This window comes from Pseudomonas sp. SJZ078 (assembly GCF_007828255.1).
Lineage (GTDB): Bacteria > Pseudomonadota > Gammaproteobacteria > Pseudomonadales > Pseudomonadaceae > Aquipseudomonas.
Window position 1 is genome coordinate 17858 of the sequence record NZ_VIUG01000016.1, and the last position, 20351, is coordinate 38208.

General features: G+C 58.8%; 11 protein-coding genes. 2 read left to right on the forward strand and 9 right to left on the reverse strand.

Annotated elements, in window-relative coordinates:
- Positions 1–21 precede the first annotated feature (21 nt).
- Entirely contained in the window at positions 22–4974 is a 4953-nt protein-coding gene (locus tag FBY02_RS28405; protein WP_256662528.1) for an OTU domain-containing protein, read from the forward strand.
- A gap of 61 nt (positions 4975–5035) precedes the next feature.
- Here the strand turns inward: FBY02_RS28405 and FBY02_RS15570 are convergent, their stop codons facing one another.
- The 3 genes from FBY02_RS15570 to FBY02_RS15580 are packed head-to-tail and all read right to left on the reverse strand — an operon-like array spanning position 5036 to position 6811.
- Complete coding sequence (locus tag FBY02_RS15570) at positions 5036–5710, reverse strand: GNAT family N-acetyltransferase (protein ID WP_144928971.1); 675 nt, start codon at positions 5708–5710, stop codon at positions 5036–5038.
- A gap of 10 nt (positions 5711–5720) precedes the next feature.
- Complete coding sequence (locus FBY02_RS15575; RefSeq protein ID WP_144928973.1) at positions 5721–6167, reverse strand: GNAT family N-acetyltransferase; 447 nt, start codon at positions 6165–6167, stop codon at positions 5721–5723.
- A 2-nt stretch (positions 6168–6169) separates the two neighbouring features.
- Complete coding sequence (locus FBY02_RS15580) at positions 6170–6811, reverse strand: FMN-binding negative transcriptional regulator (protein WP_144928975.1); 642 nt, start codon at positions 6809–6811, stop codon at positions 6170–6172.
- Between the two features lie 100 nt (positions 6812–6911).
- Between FBY02_RS15580 and FBY02_RS15585 the strand changes: the two genes are divergently transcribed.
- On the forward strand, positions 6912–8525 hold the full coding sequence (locus FBY02_RS15585) for a PLP-dependent aminotransferase family protein (RefSeq protein ID WP_144928977.1): 1614 nt from the start codon (positions 6912–6914) through the stop codon (positions 8523–8525).
- Between the two features lie 40 nt (positions 8526–8565).
- Here the strand turns inward: FBY02_RS15585 and FBY02_RS15590 are convergent, their stop codons facing one another.
- The 6 genes from FBY02_RS15590 to FBY02_RS15615 form a co-directional block, all read right to left on the reverse strand.
- On the reverse strand, positions 8566–13176 hold the full coding sequence (locus tag FBY02_RS15590) for a dermonecrotic toxin domain-containing protein (RefSeq protein WP_144928979.1): 4611 nt from the start codon (positions 13174–13176) through the stop codon (positions 8566–8568).
- A 260-nt stretch (positions 13177–13436) separates the two neighbouring features.
- Positions 13437–14537, reverse strand: a complete 1101-nt coding sequence (locus tag FBY02_RS15595) for a polyamine ABC transporter substrate-binding protein (protein ID WP_144928982.1) — start codon at positions 14535–14537, stop codon at positions 13437–13439.
- A 10-nt stretch (positions 14538–14547) separates the two neighbouring features.
- A complete protein-coding gene (locus tag FBY02_RS15600) occupies positions 14548–15579 on the reverse strand; it encodes a histone deacetylase family protein (RefSeq protein WP_144928984.1) in 1032 nt (343 codons plus the stop codon).
- 351 nt (positions 15580–15930) lie between these two features.
- Positions 15931–18258, reverse strand: a complete 2328-nt coding sequence (locus FBY02_RS15605) for a S8 family peptidase (protein WP_144928986.1) — start codon at positions 18256–18258, stop codon at positions 15931–15933.
- A 188-nt stretch (positions 18259–18446) separates the two neighbouring features.
- Positions 18447–19430 carry an AAA family ATPase gene (locus FBY02_RS15610; RefSeq protein WP_144928988.1) on the reverse strand — a complete coding sequence of 328 codons (984 nt, stop codon included), beginning with the start codon at positions 19428–19430 and terminating at the stop codon, positions 18447–18449.
- Between the two features lie 242 nt (positions 19431–19672).
- Positions 19673–20035, reverse strand: a complete 363-nt coding sequence (locus tag FBY02_RS15615) for a DUF6124 family protein (RefSeq protein WP_144928990.1) — start codon at positions 20033–20035, stop codon at positions 19673–19675.
- Positions 20036–20351 lie beyond the last annotated feature (316 nt).

Here is a 20351-nt window from a genome sequence, read left to right on the forward strand (position 1 = left end):
AATCAGAACCGGACCATTGAGATGTCGATTTCCCCCAAGGATGAACCGGGTGCTGCGTCACCTATACCTCAATCAGAAACGATCGAAGCCCAGGCGAAGGAACAGCTCAGGCAACTGGACTTGCTGGACACCCACCAGGTACAGCTCACTCATCTGTTCGCAGCCGTTCCCACCTTCGACAGGGTGATGGGCGCGCTGCTGGTCGGCCTGCTCAAGACCAGGATTCCCGCCAAGAAATTTCGTGCATCGCTGCTTCCGGACATCGAACCGGATCAATGCTATGTGAGCCGCTTCACCACGGGCCCGGACGGTGGGCGGATCCTGACCGTCTCGGACAGCTTTACCCACGTCATGCGCAACTGTTTGCTCAGCGACACGGCGCCCGACTTCCCGAAGGGTAGCGTCGGATTCTTCACCCGTCCGGATTCCCTGGATGAGGCCGACAGCGTCTTTGCCGGCCCGCTGGACGAGCATACGTTGCGGGCCATGGAATCCGTGTTTTATGTGATCCATCCAGCCACGAATGAACGGGTGAAGCGTCAGTTCCGTGACGAATTGGCGTTCTTTCACCAACGCAAGGACTGGGACGCGTTGCCAGGCGTGGCGGCGGCGACCACGACCGAAGCCGTCCTGGCGCAGTTATTGTCCCGGCGCTTCCTGCATCTTTTCGACCTCTACAAAGCCGATCGGGATCCTGTCGCTCGACTCAGTCAGGACGAGCGAATCCAGCTAGGCGATGAAGACCGTCTGTTGGACATCATCACCACCCGTCCTTCCCAGGCGGACAGAAGCCGCCTGTTGCGAGCGCCGGTTCCCCATGTCTATGCGGTCAGGCTCGATAGCGGCGCCGCGCAGCCGCAGAAATGGCCTGCCGCGATGGTGATCAAATTTACCGATCGGCCATCGCTGTTCCTCTATTCCCTGGAGCATGGACTTCAGCGCTTCAACACTTTCAAAGACCTGGTCAAACACGTTCGCCCCACCTTTGAGGGCCAGGCATGCAGGATCCAGGACATTTCCGTCGAACTGTCCGGGCATGTTTTTGAAGTGGCGGCGGCGGACCTGTTGCAGATGCAAAGTGCGGCGTTGGACAAGGTCTTGGATGCGCCAGGAAACGCAACGGTGGCGGTGGGTGACTTTGCTCGGCAAACCGAAGATGCCCTTGGCTTGCCCTTGTTGTCGGTGGCCGGGCCATTGGCGGCCCGCCAGAAAACCCTGGTGGACAATCGTCGTCCGGCTTTCTATAAAGCCGCGACGCTTGCCGAACAGGCTCGCTATCGCCATCTCGAAGATCGGGTATTGCAGGCCGTCTATGCGTTGGGAAGCGGTGTTCCGACGCTGGTGCAGTTCACCCGCCAGAAGATCCGGCAATACCTTCAGCAAACCATTCACCCGCGCATAGAGCCGGATCCGGACCGGACCATGGTCAGGCTGTTCTTCGGCGATCGGGCCAACCCGAGGCAGTCCAGGACCAGCAGCTTGACGCAGTTGATGCTCGATAATCTGCGTGCGCCGCAGTACCCGAACGCGATGAGAGAAGTGCTGGCCGTTGATCTGGTCGATCGGCATGGACAACGTGTCCGGCACCCGGCAAGCGGTTTCCTGATCACGGTGACAGGCAGCGAACTGGCCAGGATGGCGTCGAGCATCGATGCCGGTGGCAACTATGAAATCCTGCTTCGTGAACAGATGAACGCACCGCAATACAAGGCGGCCTGGCAGGCGGCGTACCTGGCCAGCCTGGAGTTCAAAGGCTATGTGGCTGAGATCAGGGGCGACGAAGTATTCAAGGCCACCGTGACCAACCCCGACTCGCGTCCACCCAGGTCGCAGAAACGGGTCACGGCTTGGCTGGAGGCGGTACTGCACTCGCACACTGCCATCCAGCGCCCATTGGTCGGCGGGCGAAACGTGTGCGTCCATGGTCTTCTCCTGGGCGGCACCGTCGGTTTGCAGCACGGCACGATGGGCAACGCCATCAGTATCGACGGTGTGTTGATTCTTTCAGACCAGCCGGGACCACAACTCAAGGGAACGGTGGGTGTCTATTTTCCGGACAGTCCTCATGGCGATGATTTCCATGAGTTTTCAGACCTGAGCGATGGCGTCACGGGATTGCTGCAACAAGAAGAATGGCGCAAATATTTCCGTTCGCGCATGTCCACCCTAGACTCGGAGGAGATCAAGCGCGCATTGGGGCAGCATCGTGGTCGTCCCATGGTCCGGGGCTTTTTGATCACTGGCAATTTTCTCGAGAACTTTCACCGGGCCCACGTCAATTTCCACAGCGCCCATGCCGATCACCGTTCCAACAGCAACCGGGATATCAGTCACCAGACCGCCATGAGACTGGCGATGATGGTGGTGGAGCTGGTCATGGACCTGGCAGGCCTGCTGCTCATCCCCGGTTTCCAGATGCTGACGCGTGCGGTCAAAACGGGCTTGCTGGTGCTCAAGACCGGTGCCGTGCCCACGCACCTGGACACGCTGATGTTCGTGCACGCGGTGGCGAACACCCGACGGTCGCCAGGCTTAGGCGGCGTGCCATTCAAGGTGCGAGGCCAGGGGACTTTCCTGCCGGCAGCGGCTCGGCAGAACTCGACTGAAGCGCTGCTCGGATTGCCCTTGGAGGACGCGCTGTATCGCCGTTATGCCGTGACGGATACCGCATTGCTCCGTGGTCTGTCAGCGGATGCCCGGGGCTTTTATCGCCCCGCCATCACCGATGGCGCCACGGGCCGCGTCACGCGCCAGGTGTATGTACGGCAACCCGATGGGACGGTGTTCCGGGTGCACGACCATACGTCGCTGAAGGCCACCGAAGCCACCATCGTCAACCCGGTCACAGGGTTGAGCATCCGCTCCAGTGGGGTGATGAGGAGCACAGTGGCGCGTGGGCCCGATGGCGAGTGGCGCGCCGTAGGGTATGGCCTGGGCGGAGGAGGCAAGCGGCCGTCGCAAGGCTCTCCCCAGCCGGGCCCTTCAGATCCCAAGCAATCGGCGCCATCGCTTCGCGCCGTTTCCGACCTGATCCGTACGCCAGGGGTATGGGACGTCCAGATCATGGAACTGGTGCCTTCGTTCATCACCCGTATTGCGAGTTGGCCGCGAAATCGCAGCCTGCTGATCATCGATCGACGCCATGGGCACCGGGATTGGACCGTGCGTTTCACCCCAGGGCAGTACGAAAGCAGCTACCCATCGGGCACGCATCCGCTCAGGTCAAGCACGGACGTGGTGCTGATACGCACGGGGGAAAACCATTATACCTTGAGGCTGGCTGACGATACGGACGTCACGTTCGCGGCCGACGGCGATTGCTTCTTCAACGCCCTCGCGCGGGGCTTGAACGATGGGCAGGCGCAGCCGAGGTTTTCGATGCAGGGACTGCGCAATGAAGCCGCCGCCTACATCGATCAGCACCCGGAACTCAACAATTACCTGGTGACGCAGCCCACCGGGTTGCAGCAGGCGCTCGTTGATAATGCCCGTTCCTTGGAGAACCTGTTGGGCGAAGGGGCGGTATTCGACCTGAGTCAGATTGTCTACGGGGTGCGTAACCCGCATAACCTGTTTCAGCCGCTGTTGAGGCTCTTGCACCTGCATGCAGACGACATGGCGCGCCGGGTATTGAACCAGGCATCGGACGCCGCCTTGCCACCGGAAATGTTGCGCCACATCGGCAGCTTCGTGTCTCCCCGGGCTCCGGGGCGACCGGTGCTGAGCAGCATTCCCTACTACACCCAGAACGATCAGTCCCTACGCAGCTTTTTCCAGGACACGCTGCTGGCGCCTGTCGAGCCTGCGGAATTGGCCGAACTGCTCAACAATGAGTTCCTCATGTTCTCCCAGGACGTGCTCCATATCATGCTCGAATACGGGGTCAGGGCCCGGGACCTGACCGATCACCACCCCAAGAACAGCATGGCGTACGTCCGCTACGACCAGGCCGTGCATGGCCACCTCACTGAAGACCAACTCGAAAACACGCTCAACGGTGCCTATCTGGTGGACAGTGGGGACTTGAAGAAGGTCGGGACAAGGTTCAAGGAGGAAACCGGCCGCAGCATGTTCGACGATGAAGATCTGTTGGCCCAATTCATCCAATACGATCGGGCCGAGGACTTGGTCGACCTGCTGACTGTCGCCCTCCAACGATTCCCTATCTTGTCGAGGCGGGCGACCATCCTGCTCAAGTCCCCCTTGATCGCTTCCAACCTGGGCGGGCTGTTCCCCTTGAACCTGCTTGCGCAATGGATACGCACCCCTGGCTTATCCGATGCGCGGCTTGAACTCATTGCCCAATATCTCACGGGCCGTTATGACGAGTTGGAGCTGTACGGTAGCGTTGATATTCGTTGGATGCAGCCGTTCGACGATTGGAATCTGCAAAACCTGTTCACGCATCGCAAGGCCCTGCTGGAGTTCTCCGGCTATATGCTGGAGGCCCGATACGTGAGGGACAGCGACTTGTCGGCTGTCGCCAGGTTGTTCAGTACGCCGGGCCAGCCGTTTTCCAATAGCCGGATCGCTGTCCTGTTCAACAGGCCGGACCTGTGGTCGTCCATTCTCGCCATGCGTGGGATCACGCGCGCAAGCGCCCGGAGCATTTGGCTGGATCTGATGGGGCCACAATTCAGCAACGACAACATCCGTTTTGTGCTAAGCCGACCCGGTTCGCTCGACAGCGAGTTAACCTTCGCGAGCGCCTTGATCGACAGCCTGACCCAGGACGAGGCCCGGGCGCATCGGCTGATCCTGGATGCTTACAACATGAGCGCCAGGCAAGCGCAGTACCTCCTCTATAATTTCGATTTTTCAGCGGGGCTCGTGGGGCACAACCGACTGAATTTCGCCAGTTATGTGAGTGCCCATGGAGTCATACCGCAATGGGCCTGGCAGTATGCCCGAATAGGAGTGACGCCCGAGGTGATCAAGCCATTTCTAGCCACGAGGAAACCGCCCGAGTCCTGACAGGCCGTGCTGGACGATCACCAACGCGAACGAATGTGCGGTGGTGATCGTCCAGCGCTCATCACGCTGAGCGACACTCCGCCAGGCTACGCACCTGGCCGCCCTCGCTTTGATTCTCTTCACTGAGCCATCGCTCGAACGCCGCGCCGATGGTTGGCCATTCCGAATCCAGCATCGAGTACCATGCGGTGTCGCGGTTCTGCCCCTTGACCACCATGTGCTGGCGGAAAACGCCTTCAAACGTGAACCCCAATCGTTCGGCAGCATATTTCGAGCGGGCGTTGGCGTTGTTGCATTTCCACTCCAGGCGCCGATAACCCAAGGCGAAGGCCTCTTTGGCCAGCAGATAGACCGCCTCGGTGCTTTTCGGCGAACGCTGCATGGAAGCGCCGAACGTCACATGGCCGATCTCGATACGACCTTGGGCCGGCACGATGGACATCAGGCTGAGAATGCCCTGCACCTCGCCATTGGCGCGATCGATCACCGTGAAGAAATATGGATCTATGTTCGCCGCATGATTCTCTAGCCAGGCATCGAATGCCTTGCGCTCGGAAAAGGGGCCGTAGGGCAGGTAGTCCCAGAGTTTCGGGTCGGCACCGGGGCCTTCCAGTGCTTGCCACAGACCGTCGGCATGCTGTGCCGGATCGAGTTTTTCCAGGCGGATGAAGCGCCCTTCGATCAATTGGGTGGACGGTGGCGTAACACCTTTCCAATTGGCGAGTGAAGTCAACATGGGGCGCTCCTTACAAGGCTTTGCGAAATTGGATGAAGCCGGGACGCTCGGCGATGCGCTCGTAGAGCTGGATCGCCGTGGCGTTGGTTTCGTGGGTCAGCCAGTGCACTTTGCAGCAACCATCGGCCTTGGCGGTGGTGTAGACGAACTCGATGAGTTGGCGACCGACACCGGTGCCACGGCTTGGCTCCGTGACCAGCAGGTCCTGCAGGTAACAGGAGTTCTCGATGCTCCAATTGGACCGATGGTAAATGAAGTGCACCAGGCCGATAGCAGTGTCGCCACGCCAGGCCAGGGCTCCATGGGTCGGCTCGCGCTCATCGAGCAAGCGTTGCCAGGTATTTTGGCTTACCGCGTCCGGCAGTTCGGTCTTGTAGAAGGTCAGGTAGGCCTGCCACAACGGCAACCACGCGGCGTGATCGTCAGCGCTAACAGGGCGGATCTGAATCTGGCTCATATTCACTCCTTGGTCGAAAGGTCGGACATCAGGCGCGCGACGGCTTTGTCCTGGGCATCGTGACTGGCCGCCAATCCCTGGCGCACGCCTGCGGCGTCGGCGGGATCGCGGTTCTGGCTGAGTTTGCGTTTGCCTTCCAGGCGCTGGATAGGCAGGGCGAAGCCGACAATGGCCTTGAGCATGCTGTCGATGTACTCAGCCGGTGCATCCTCGATGCTCCATGGCTGGGCCCTGCCGCTTTCGTGGCGGTCGGTGAGAGCGCTCACCAGGTTGCGTAACCGATGGGCATCAGTGAACACCTCGGCCCCACCGTAGGCGTGTACGGCCTGGTAGTTCCAGGTCGGCACGACTTTGCCGTGTTCGGCCTTGCCAGGGTAGAACGCCGGGCTGACGTAGGCATCGGCCCCGGCAAAAATCACCAACGCCTCGGCGCCGGCCTGCAGGTCGCGCCATTGTGGATTGGCCCGGGCCATGTGCCCGTACAGGCTGCCGTTGGGACCTTGTCGGGTGTCCAGCAACAGCGGCAGGTGGCTGGCTTGCAAGCCATGCTCGCCATGGGTGACCAGCAAGGCCAGGCGACACGCTTGCATCATCCGGTGTAATTGGGACAGGTCTTCGACGGCAAAGGCTTTGGGGTTGTACATGACGATTTTCCTTGGCGAATGCGAGCATCCTAGGCAGGCTATTGGTCTGTTGTAAGAGCCACTTAAGACCAATTCAATAGGTCCATTTGCGAGAGTTGTCATGAGCAACGCCGTGCCGCCATTGTCCTTCAACCCCGCCGGAATCGAGCTGGACCGTCGCCAAGGGCTCAGCCGCCAGCTTTACCAGGCATTGCGCACGCGGGTGCTGGATGGACGTCTGGGCAGCGGCACGCGGCTACCGGCCAGCCGTGACCTGGCGGCGGCGCTGTCGATTTCCCGCAACAGCGTGGTCCGGGCCTACGACCAGCTCTATGCCGAGGGTTTCATTGAAGGGCGGGTGGGGGACGGCACTTATGTGGCGGAGCTGTCTTCTCCCATGCTGGGCCGGCCTCACCGCGAGCAGGCTCGCTCCCACAGGGATATCCGTTCCAATGTGGGAGCGATAGGGCCTCTGCAGAAAAACATATCCACAAAAGTGTCCACAGGGTTATCAACAAACTTATCCTCAGGTTTATCCACAGATTGGTTGGATTTGCCTGTGATTCCATCCAGTAAAGTTATCCACAGTGGCGCATTGGGGCGAGTCGAAAAGCACCATCTGCCAGCGCCTCCCAGTGGTCCACCGCGGGCGTTTCGGGTGGGCGTCCCGGCTTTCGATCTGTTCCCTTTCGACGTCTGGGCCAAGCTGAACGCGGCTTTCTGGCGCAAACCGGACTTGCAGCAGCTGTGTTACGGCGACTCCCAGGGAGATGCCCGTTTGCGTAGCTTGATCGCAGCGTATTTGCGCAGTTCTCGTGGCTTGCACTGCACGGCTGAGCAAATTGTGATCACCAGTGGCGCGCAGCAGGGTATCAGCCTTTGTGCACAGTTGCTGGTAGACCCTGGAGACGTCGTGGCAGTGGAAAACCCGGGCTATCGCGCAGCCGGGCATGCCTTTGCCGTGGCCGGTGCCGACGTGAGAGGCGTGCCGGTGGACGGTGAGGGCCTGGATTGTCGCGCGCTCGCCTCGTTGAACCCGTGTCGACTGGCCTATGTGACCCCGTCCCATCAATACCCTACCGGGGTGGTCATGAGCCTTGCACGGCGGCTGGAGCTGCTGGCCTGGGCCGAGCGCAACGACGGCTGGATCGTCGAGGACGATTATGACGGTGAGTACCGCTACAGCGGCGCGCCGCTGGCGCCGTTGGCGGCATTGGACCGCCAAGAACGCGTGCTCTACGTCGGGACGTTCGGCAAGGTGGCGTTTCCGGCCTTGCGCCTGGGCTATCTGGTGCTGCCTCCTGGCCTTGTGGATGCCTTTGCACGTCGCCGTGCCGTGGATGTGCGCCACTCCGAAGTCAGCACCCAGGCGGTGATGGCCGAGTTCATGGCGGCGGGGCATTTCCAACGTCACATCCGGCGTATGCGCCGGGCCGCGTTGACACGGCGTGATGCGCTGCTGGCGGGCTGGCCAAAAAACATCGCGGGTATCGGCGCAATGCCGATCGTCGTGGCCGGGTTGCATGTCACGGTGCCGGTGGACAGTATCGAACGTGAGCGTGAACTGATCGCCCAGGCGACTGCGGCAGGGGTCGAAGTCAATGGCTTGAGCAACTATTGGTTGCCCAGCACCACCTCGCCGGTCCGTGGCGGGCTGGTGCTGGGATTCGCTGCCGTCCCACCCGCGGCAATCGCTGCCGCGCTGGCGAGCCTGGCGAGAGCCTGGCAGAGCTGAGGCGTGAGGGCCGGGCATCGGCAGATGCCCGGCCCTGCATTTATCGCGTTTTTCTAAAGAACACGTCCTTGGCCTGATCCACGGCGATTTCAGCGCGGTAGTGGTCGATCAGTTGACGTTGGGTGAGGGATTCGGTGCCGGCGACAACGGTGGTTTTGTGATTGGCTTGGGCAACGGTTTTCAAGCGTGCTGAAAGGAAGCTGTAGGCGGGTACCCAATTTGTCGAGTAACGGAAGTCCGCAAACCAGAGTGTTTTGCCGGTTTTCAGGTCCTTGATCTCATACCGGTCGAGAAAGCCATAGGGTGGATACTTGATGCGTTGCCGGCTCTTCTGCTTGGTGATGGAAATCAGGTTCCGGCTTTTAAGCCATATGATGCTGCTCATGGTCGGTGGGCGTTGTTTGATGACTTTCAGGACGGTTTCGAACCCCAGAACATAAAGGGCGCTCGCTTCCTTCTCAAGCTGCGTGCGCAGGGTCTCGGCCGAGCGTCGCTGCTCTTGCGGCAGTTCGAACGTTTCGTTTGAGGCCACGCCTTGCGCCTGGTCGAGGGCCTTCTTGATGGCCGCGCTGACTTTCTCCATCCTGCCTGCGTGGGCGTTGAGGATCATCCCGATGCCGGCAGGTGTCTTGCCGGGTTGATTCACGGTTTCCTCGATCTGTGCCTTGAACGCCGTCAAGCCGTTGATCAGATCGTTGCCCTTCGTGACGCTGATATTCAAGGCCGGCACGGTAGAAGGCGTGGTGTCGGGTTTCATATGCGGTATCCATTCGCCGGTTTCCTTGCGATGGAACGTGACGATGATGTCTCCCGAGAACGGATTCTTCACGTCGAGCCAGTCGGTTTCCTCCATCGACCGGGATAAACGCGGCTCGCCGCTGACCAAGCCCCAGAAGCGCGCCCGAATGAACTTCTTCCTCGGCCTGGGGCGTTGCTCATACGGAGAACCAGCGTTCCGCCGATCCCTTCTCTCATCGAGGGCGGCCGCCAGATGACGCAACGTCCATTGTTCAAGCGTAGCGATCCCTGTGCGCAGTCGAGCGAGCTGGGGCTGACGCACGCTACCCTTGTACTCGTTGCTAAGGTAATGAAGGTGTTCGTCAATGGCGGCGAACTGCTCGGCCAGGCTACCGAATGCATCGATCCGCTCATCCAGCCGGATCACGCTGCGCTCATCGATGGCGTCGCGCAGGCTTTGGTACGCGACTGTGGCGTTATCGACAACCTGGTTGAGCGCTTCCCAGCCTTCGGGCATCGACTCGACACTTTCCAGTGTCAGGCACAGGTGACGATACATATCGATCTTGATCAGGCGAAGGTCGGCGGCTGTATAGAGCGGCATCTTCTTACGGTGCCGCCGGATAAACTCGAAGCCCTCATAGCCGACGTTCTTCAGTTCGGTGAAGCGCGTCTCCATGTAGTCCAGGCGCTCGATCATGTCGTCGCCGACGCTGACCATGCTTTCGGCGGAGTCAATGTGTTGTTGTTCCAACACTTTGACTCCGGACGTGATCATGCCCTTGGCTTTGTTCAAGGCCGGGACGAAGCGTTCCTGGAGAGCCTCCAACTCGGCGAACGTGAAGTTGATCTGGGCGTTCAGGTAGCCGAGTCGGGTGCGGGGGTAGTCGGGCCTTGACTGGAAAAGTGGCCATTCCATCAGCGTTCTCAACGCCTGCTCGTAATTTTCTCGCTGGGTTTTCAGCGTGGCGACATACACATCGCGCTTGATTTCCCTGGCCGCGCCCGACGCTTCGTCCACTGCCTCTGCCTGCATCGTCAGCGCTTTCTGGTTCTCCGGCTTCTTTGCTTCAAATTGATTCAGTGCAGCTAGCAGATCGATCCGACGCCGCTGCGCGTTGGCGATGACTTTCTGCCTGACACCTTTGGACCCACTGCCGCGCACTCGCAGGCGTGTATCGATGTGCCATTTTCCGTGGGTATCCCCCATCAGGGGAGGGCCCTCGCGGGCGGGATTTTTCCCATCGATGATAGAGACGAAGTCGCCTTCGACCCGTACTTTGAACCACTTGTCCGCCATTTTGGCGTACCAGTCCCCTGTCTGCTCGTAGAGCCCCTTGAGCACGCCCTCGGTTTGGAGCTCTCCCGGATCTGCGGGTTCATCGATGCTGAAGGTGTCAATGAACTGTGCGCTTTCCCGCGATCTGCCCATCAAGGCGCCAACGGAACGGATGGCCTCGTAGTGCTCGGTCGGCAGCGACGTACTTTGAAGTGCTCCGAGTTGCTCTATCACCAGTTTATGGGGTGTTTTCGGCAGGCTTTCCAGTTCGTTCACCGCTGGCGAGGCGTGGGCGCGGTGAGGAGTTCTGGCAGCCCTGGCACGGTCGATGGCGTGAGTAATGATCGCCAGGGCGATGTTCAGCAGCAGGTCAGTGAACGCCTCCCATCTGGCCGGTCGGTCGGCTTCTGGTTTGTTTTGCGACAACGCGTCGACGTCGTCCAGGATTTGCCAGAGCCAGGCTGCGGTACCGACAGCGGTTCCCAGGTAAGGCAAGGTCAGGTTGAACATCAGCCAGCCTGCCCGTTTGAAGGTTTCCCAGCGATTTTCCTGGTTGGACACCGATTCCCGATCGGCCAGTTCGACCAGGGCATTGGCATTGGCCTTGAATAACTGCGACAGGAAATCCGTCCCCAGGGTTTTGTCGGTCAGACTGACGGGGCCGCTATAGGCCAAGGAGGTCAGAGGGTCGGTCACGAACGACACGATGCCCCAAGGGGAGGGCAGCAGGTCCGGGAAAACCAATCGGCCGTAATCGTTACGCACCCCATCAGGCAGCCAGGCCAGCACCGATTGGCGTAACGAAGGGATTTGCCGGATCGCATACAACAGATTGCTGAATGACGGATATTGGCTCAGCTGCGGCTCCAGCATGGGGCGATACAGCAGGCAAGGTCCGGCGCTCGAGTCTTCGGGGCCGATGACAAACATATTGGTCACGACGTCTTCCGAGTTACCCAGTTGCAGTTCGGGTACGAAGGCCAGTTGGCGCACGACAATGGTTTTTCCATCCACCTTGCGATTGGCTTCATCAGGTTCCATCAGCGCGGCGACGTAGCGGTAACCCCTATCGTCCAGGTGTCCTTCGCCACGGATTTTGCATTCCAGCGCCAGCATCGGCAGCTGGATTCGCAGTTGGGAGGTGTACAACTTTTCGCGACGGCTCGATTCTGCGGCATCGTCGAGTAGCTTGCCCTTGACCAGCTCAGGATAAGTGCGACCGATATCGACTTGGGTGATGAGGTTTTCGATGTACGCCACGGTCATCCACGCGGGCAACTCGGTCTCGCCCAGGGACTGGACGGCTTTGTCGCCCAGGGGAAGCGCAATCAGGTTCTGCAAGGCGAGCTCGACCAGGGTATAGCGGGTGGTGTCGATCCTGCCGGGTACGACGAAGCTTCCCCAGATAACGGGGCTGCGCACCTCGAATTCGATTTCATTCAGATCGAGCGTCGAGGCATCGGGGTGGTCCAGAACCATCTGTTTTTTCAGCTCGCTTAACGCGTAGTCCTTGATGGCAGGAATTCCATCCAGATAGGTTTTGCCGGCATGGGATTGATTCAGTATCGACAGGTTTTTCATGTACTGGGCAAACAGCGTCTGATCGGACGGCGTGGCCTCCAGCAACCAATGAGGCATCTGTCTCTGGAACCAGGCCACAAGCGCGTCCTCATCGGCTTCTTCGCCGTTGACAGGGGGGTCGTAGGTCGCCCATGTCTGCGGGGAGGTACCGATGACTTTGATCTGCTCGGCAATCATCCCGCAGGCCTTGTGATCGAAAATACTGCCGGTGGGCTCGTACAACCGCCATTGGATTTTGCGATAGGTGGCCACGCCAAAATGGGCCGGGAGGGATTGCCCCAGGGCCTCCTGCGAAGCGAACTTCTCGTAACCGTTGACGATCGAGTACTTGAGGATGACTTCCTTGCCTTCGATGGTGCCGATCAGGACCACGATTGAGTTGTCGCCCAGCCGTTTCACCTCCGGGCCATCCACCTTGTCGACGTCGATCAGGTACGCATGGGAGTCATAAGGGTCGTACTCCTTGCGGTCCTTGCGGTCGGGGTAATGGAACAATTGCCTGGCCATGTCGCACTCTGTCGCCGTCCAGCCCTTGACGCTCCTGACGTTCCACGCATTGCGAAGGGCGCTGGAGAGTTCATGCCAGCGTGGGCCGGACTCACCGAGCGAAGCATTCCAGTACGCCAGCTGTTGCTCCTGGCATGCCGTCAACATGGCCGGCACCAGCTCATTGATCAGGCGCCCGATCTGGTCGATGCGCACCGGCAAATGCACTTCGGGAGAGGTCAGTGGCAGCTGGGTCAGGTAATGCAATCCTTCGATCAACAGCATCGGATCGCTTTTTTCGTTCACCAGGCCGGCCAGCATCTCGGCAAGGGTTTCATAGCGGGTCGGACGTCGCACGATTTCGTCGTCGACAATGTCCCAGTCCGGCTCGCCGACCACGGTGTTGTGCGGGTCAAGGTTCAGCGTGGGGTAAAGTTTCTTGAGGCCATCGCGCAGAAGTATGGACGCGACCTCCGGATACGTAGGCCCGGCGAGCAACTGATTCAATATGGCGTCCCTGGGGTTGGCGTCGGCCTTGGGGATCGTGGTGGTAGAGGTGCTTGTCATCTGAGTCTCCCTGTCTCGCGATGAATGGAATCCCGAAGTCGAGCGCTTCGGGATATCCATGCTAGTGGTGCGAGAAACAGAGGAGGTGGTAACTATGTATTGCTCGTGTCGTTAAGAGCCAGGCGATGCCGATCCCTGTGGGAGCGGCATATTCGATCTTTATGCACGGCGCAGAACCTGTGGGAGCCTGCTCGCGATGACGTCGGCACATCCAACATGGCCAGTAACTGACCCAACGCCAGCGCGAGCACGCCCCTCGGTCATTGCCCAGATTTGATCCGGGTCCAGGCTCGCGTCCTCGCCCGCTCGGCATCCCTCGGCAATGGCTGCAAGGTATACAGCGTCGCCATGGCCGCCTCCGTCGGATACAAATTGGGATTGCCACGAATCGCCGGATCCACCTTCTCGGTCGCATCCTTGTTCGGATTCGGATAACCCACGAAATCACTGACCGGCGCAATCACCTCTGGCTGCAGCAAGTAGTTGATGAAGGTGTACGCGTCATCCGGGTTCTTCGCCCCTTTTGGAATGGCGAGCATGTCGAACCAGATCGGCGCGCCTTCCTTGGGCAGGCGCATGTCCACCGTCACACCGTTCTTGGCATCCTTGGCCCGATTGGCCGCCTGGGAAAAACTCCCGGAATACCCCACCGCCACGCAAATATCGCCATTGGCGATATCCGCCATGTACTTGGAAGAGTGAAAGTAGGTAATGTGCGGCCGGATCTTCATCATCAAGGCCTCGGCCTTGGCATAGTCCGCCGGTTTCTTGCTATTGGGGTCCAGCCCCAGATGCTGCAAGGCCAGGGGCAGGATTTCCGAAGGCGAGTCAAGCAGCGCCACGCCGCACTGCTTGAGCTTGCTGATGTTCTCTTCCTTGAAGATCAGATCCCAACTGTCCACTGGCGCGTTGTCACCCAGGGCCGCCTTGACCTTGTCCGGATTGAAGCCGATCAGAATGGTGCCGTACATATAAGGTACGGCGAACTTGTTGCCCGGATCGTTGGCCTCGATCAGCTTCATCAACTTGGGATCGAGGTGATTCCAGTTCGGCAACTTGCTGCGGTCCAGCGGCTGGAACACGCCGGCCTCGATCTGCTTGGCAAGGAACACATTGGAAGGCACCACGACGTCATAGCCGGAATTACCGGTCAGCAACTTGGCCTCCAAGGCTTCGTTGGTGTCGAAGATGTCGTAGACCAACTTGACCTGACTGTTCTGCGCCTTGAAATCTTCCAGGGCCTTGGGCGTGATGTAGTCGAACCAGTTATAGACACGCAAAGTCCGCTCTTGGGCCTGGGCGGCGCTACAGAGCAGCGCGGTGCAGAGGGCGGGAACCATCAAACGCTTGAGTCTTTTCATGCTTTTTTCCTCATTGGGCGCTTTGAAAACCTTCGAGAACGTTCACGGCATTGATGCCGATTTCTGCCACCGCATAACCGCCTTCCATCACGAACAGCGTCGGCTTGCCGAGTGCCGCGATGCGCTTGCCCATCGCCAGGTAATCCGGGCTGTCGAGCTTGAATTGCGAGATCGGATCGTCCTTGAACGTGTCCACGCCCAGCGAGACGACGATGACATCGGCGTCGTAGCGTTGGGTTTCAGTGCAAGCCTGCTCCAGCGCAGCGCTCCAGGTGTCCCAGCCTGAACCGGCCGGCAATGGATAGTTGAAGTTGAAGCCTTCCCCGGCGCCTTCGCCGCGCTCCTCCGCATAACCGAGGAAAAACGGAAACTCCGCCTCCGGATGGCCATGGATCGAGGCGAACAACACGTCGCTGCGCTCGTAGAAAATCGATTGGGTGCCGTTGCCGTGGTGGTAATCCACATCGAGGATCGCGACTTTTTTATGACCTTGGTCAAGGAATGCCTGGGCGGCGATGGCGGCGTTGTTCAGGTAGCAATAACCGCCCATCAAGTCACTGGCAGCGTGATGCCCCGGCGGGCGGCACAAGGCAAAGGCACTGCGGGCGCCACGCTGGATTTCAGCCTGGGCGGTGAGGGCCACCTGGGCCGCGCTATAGGCCGCTTGCCAAGTCCCGGCGGTGATCGGCGCGCCGCCGTCGAAGCTGTAATAACCGAGTTGACCATGCAGGCTTTGCGGGATGACCGTGCGCAGGGTGCGAGCCGGCCAGGTGAAGGGCAGCAAGTCACCGTCGCGGTTGTATTCGGCCCAGCGATCCCAGGCGCCTTTGAAGAACTCCAGGTAGGCGGGGGTGTGGATGCGCTGGATGGGCGCCAGGCCGAAGTCCTGTGGCGCCTCCACCGGCCCCAGTGCACGAGCCTTGACCCGCTCCAGCACATGGTCGGCGCGGGAGGGCATTTCGAAACAGGGCATGAGCTGCCCGTCCATGAGCTCGCAACGGCCGTGGTGCAGGTGGTGATCGTCTGAATAGATCGTCAGCATTTGTTGTTCTCCGCAAGGGGACTGATCGGTTGAGGATAGTCTTGCGGCGGGTGGGACTCAGGAGAACGGTGGGAGAGGCCAAAAGGGGATTGAAATGGCCAAAAGGTTTGACCGGAAATGGCTCTTTGGTGGGGACATGGGTTCAGGATATGGGCGATTGCGGACTGATCCGACTTGTGGCGAGGAGGCTTGCTCCCGCTTGGCAGCGAAGCCGTGAGTAATCACGGCGACAAGAGGGAAGGTCAAGTATTCTGCTGCGGTGACAGAAGCGCTCTCGGGGAATGCATCCTAATATGGCAAAGCCCATTCATGTCAGCTTGGCTGAGCATGACTGGGCTAATCCAGGGCGATTTACACAGGGGTTACAATCGCTGTTCTAGCCGCAATCACGTTCTGGATAGCTGCATAGAGGTCGACGTCGGCTTGCTCAGTTTTGATTGAGACAATGAGACTGTACCGGACACGATCGTTATAGCGCTCCTGCTTTAATAGGGTTTTCCACCAGCCGAGGGCCGGGTAAATGCCGATCATACTGCGGTCGGCCAGTTCAACGGCGGTACCATGCCAGATATCAGAGTGTAGTGAGCCCCTGTGCCGTGTTTGGGGTCCCAGTATCCAGTTCGGATCTGTTCCACCGCCCTGATAGATCCCGTCTTCTTCGTCGCGTGCGCGTTTGTTTATACGCTGCCGGAACTGAGCCTTCTCTTCCGTCGGACGGCTTACATCGAACCGCAGACCGTGAGACTCGTACCTGTAACGTCCTTTGATACCGCGCTCGACGACCCCTGGGTTGGGCTCTACGAAGTAAGAAAGCGTCACTCGCATCTCTACGCTGGTGTTGCCAAGATCGAGTAATTCTTGTGTCGGCCAGGGCAGATCATGAAGATGCATGTCGCGAGCTGTGGGATTGCCCTTTATAGGCTTCATGAACGGTTGCAACTCGTCCTCAACAATCAAGGTAAGCGAGTCGCCAGCGCTCCACAGTGCTCGTCCCACGTCGGGCACCCCAAAGCCGCAAGTTTTCACCAATCGCTCGTAATCAGCTTTCGACCCTGCACCCAAGAAGTCGTGCTTCATGCGTTCGGTCCACTCAGCAGAGTGGACCATTAGCGCCCGAACAGTTTCGGGCCAGAAGACCGGGTACCTGGACGAAATCTGTGCGGCCATACGAGCTGCCAATGCTGAAGCAGCGCTAGTGGCTCTAGTGAGGTCGAACAGCCTTACAGCAGGAGTGTGGGAGGTCGTCAGTAAGGAGACGGAGGGATAGTTGTAAGCGGCCAACTGGTCCTTAACCAAGTTACCGCCCTCGAACACCACATCAGGCTTGAGTGGCCAGGCGGTGCGCTGCCAGGTCAACGACGTGGTGCTGTAAGGGCTCAGGCTTCCTGTGGGCGCCACCAGCTGCAACGTGGCATTAGGCGGGTCAATTGTGCCTTTTTGAGTGTAAGCCCCTACGCAGAGCGCGTTCCAGGATTGCCCAGGGTCATGAATACCGTCAGTAGCATTGCTGTTTGGGTAATGCAACGCCTGATTCTGATCTGCATTACCGGCCGAAACTACGATCAGCCGTGGATTCGCCCGTTCGCCGAGAACATCGGAGGCTAATCCATCGACTGCTGCGGACCAAGCAGACGGACGGCCGCGGTCACGAGAGTCGGTGCTTGTAATGGCCATACTGAACACCCGAGCCACATTCGGTTTTGCGATTTCTGGTAAGGCAACTGCCGACATGGTGAGGGCACCATAAGGCTCTTTCTGGTTACCCATGGCGCTCTGCAGAAGCTTCACCGACTCAACCCGATGCTGGATCGTGATGGGACTTTGTGACGACAACGGCTCAACTAGATCACCATAAAGGGCGAGCCCAGCCAGACCTGTACCGTGCCCCACGTCGTCCTGGATACCCCATGCTGGATCGACGCTGTGCAAATCGTTGAGACCAACATGCGGAGCCAAAAGTGGGTGCCCCGGGTTCACGCCAGTGTCGAGGAGACAGACGCGGACGCTGTTCTCGTCGCCCGCCGCGGTCCGTACAAGCAATTCATCGATCCATGTGCGTTGCTCTATTGCGGGCAGAGCGTCGAAGAATTCTGCGGTTTCCTTCGCCCTTCGAATTTCTGCGACTTCATTGAGAAGCAGAATAGATTGGGTAATTGCTGCTTTCGATGCGAAGACGTTCAGCACCGTGCGCTCAGGGAAGTGAAGAGTTTTGTCCGAGGTGTTGAAGCCGGAGGCTTCTGCGATAGCGCGGAATCGGCTGAGTACGGCCTCGCGATCTTGTCGGACCGGCAACCAGAACTCCCACCATATCGCATCAGTATCGTTCGCAGGGAGCACCGAGAGATCATCGGTCCACAGTGCATTAAACGCGGCGAACCGGATCTCCTGGATGGGGTTGAGCAGCGGTGCGTTGCGTGGCTGCCCCTTGGTCGTGTTCGCCTCTAGGTACTGGCGTATAAGGCTCTCAAAAGCCTTTAGCTGGCCATCAGGAACAAAAACTGTCGCCATGTCGACAAGGTTCTCTCGGTCACGGCGCAAATTGAGCAACTCGATTCGTTGCGCTCCACGGGCAAGTCCCTCGAAGGCCAATTCGAATCCCGGGAAGCTCCTGAACTCGATCTGCAGGCCAAACCCACTATCTCTACCGGATTGGCGTTGAAGATTAATGGCCTCGGTCATCTGCGCATCAACGGATCGCAGCTGGCCAAGCAATGCCGCACCGTGTGCGTCTCGGTCTTGACGCGGGAAGTGTGGGTCTCTGCTTGCGGATGCTGTGGAACGGAACCGTTCTGGCTGTCCCGTTCCCTGGAAATGAAAGTGTGGTCGCTGTCCTGCCTTTGGTTCCGTCATTTAGAGGCTTTACTTCCTTAAGAACGTTGTCTCCCGTGGAAAGCCTTGCGCTCTTCAAGGTGCTTTTCCACATCCTTGATGTCGACCTGTGGGCGGTCCTGAATGATCGCGTCCTTGATCGCATCGTCTGCTGCCTTTCCCAGCTCTGCGTAGCTGAGCCCCTCTGCAATCTTGCAGAGCTTGTCCCAGCTACGAATCGACTTCGAAAAATTAACAAGTCGATTCTTTAGCACTGCTTTGGTTTGTTGCTGATTAGGAAGCCCGTATTCGATAACATCATCGAAACGGCGGAACAAGGCGTAGTCGAGAATTTCTGGGTGGTTCGTGGCCGCGATGATTAGGCTGTTGGACTGATCCTGCTCAATCATTTGTAGGAAACTGTTCAGAACGCGACGAATCTCGCCTATGTCATTAGCCAGACCGCGTTGTGAACCGATCGCGTCGAACTCGTCAAAAAAATAGATGCCGCGAGTATCGCGTATGGCATCGAAGATCTGTCGGAGCTTCGCAGCAGTCTCCCCCATGAATTTGGTAATGAGACTGTCTAGTCGAACAACGTAGAGAGGAATGCCTAATTCGCCAGCAAGTGCGGAGGCGGTCATGGTCTTGCCGGTACCGGGTGGGCCAACAAGCAGGAGCTTGCGACGTGGCGATAAGCCGTGAGCGCGGATCTTCTCGAAGTTACGCTGCTCATTGATGATTCGGGCTAAGCGATTGTGCGTGGCCTCATCCAAAATCATTTCCGCAAATCGAGTGCGAGGTAGAGCGGCAGACAGCAGATTGCCCAGCTCGCCTCGTGGTTGACCGATCGGAACTGGAGAGCTCAAGGGCATGCGATTCTTCTTGGCCGAGTCGATGAGAGCTCGCAGGTCTTCCGCAAGCTTTCCATGCCCCTGCTTTGCTTCATGGGCCGCTACCTGCATAGCGACAGACAGGAAGTGGGCATCATCTCCCTTGATGTGTGAGCGCAGAAGCGCTTTTAGATGTTCGCTGCTAGCCATAATATCCAATCCTGATGTGCCGGTAGTGTAACCGCTTAGAGGCGATTAGCCCTGATCGGATCAATTTTTCCGCTGCTTGGTAGCGGTCCGTGTTGGGCTGAGCGTTTCATTGTCGACCCGCCTAGATTGACCGGAACTCATCAATGGATGATGGCTGCTTCTGGCCGATTATTGCCTGGTGCCAAACAGATGAAAACAAGCCCGACGCAACGCGTCGGGCTTTTATTGTAGAAATTTTGTAGCTATCGCGGCTCAACGTTATCCAACGCCCGGTTCGCCAGTAATGAACTCAGCTCAATCAATTGCTGAATGCCAAGGGCAACATGGCGGCGAGAGCCATCCAATTCGAATGCGAGATCACTGACCATCGCATCAGCCGAAGCCAGGGTTTCGCTGAGGTTGGCGAGCAGGCATTCGGTGTCGACGTCTTCTACGACGGTGAACAGCTGACCCGGTTGAGTGGTGGCTTCAGGTTTTTCCGGTTTCGGTAAAAGGTAGAAATCCAGGGCACGTTTGGCGGCGGCGTCGAGTTTTTGGGCGTTGATGCCGTCGGCGTAGGGGGAGGTGGGGTCTGCTTCTGGAGGGTTCGGAGTTATTTTGAACATTGGGACTTCCTTTAGTAGAGCCGCAACCGTCTCGCTACTAAACGAATAAGGCGGCAGCTGTGTGCAAGTTAGTAGACCGGTGAAGTCACCAAACCGGCGCGCCCGAAGGCGCCATGCACACAGCCACCATCACGTGCAGGCACAGCCTGACTGATGACTCATGCAACCGTTAGTGACTTCCTGGGCTACTAAACCCGACCACTGATGGGCAGTGGCAGGGAAACGATAGGGCCTGGATACAAGGCGCACAAGCGGGTGGATTCTGGCGTAGTTGTAGGCAAAGGCGCAAGGTTGGGTAGTCTGGCGAAAGGCTGGC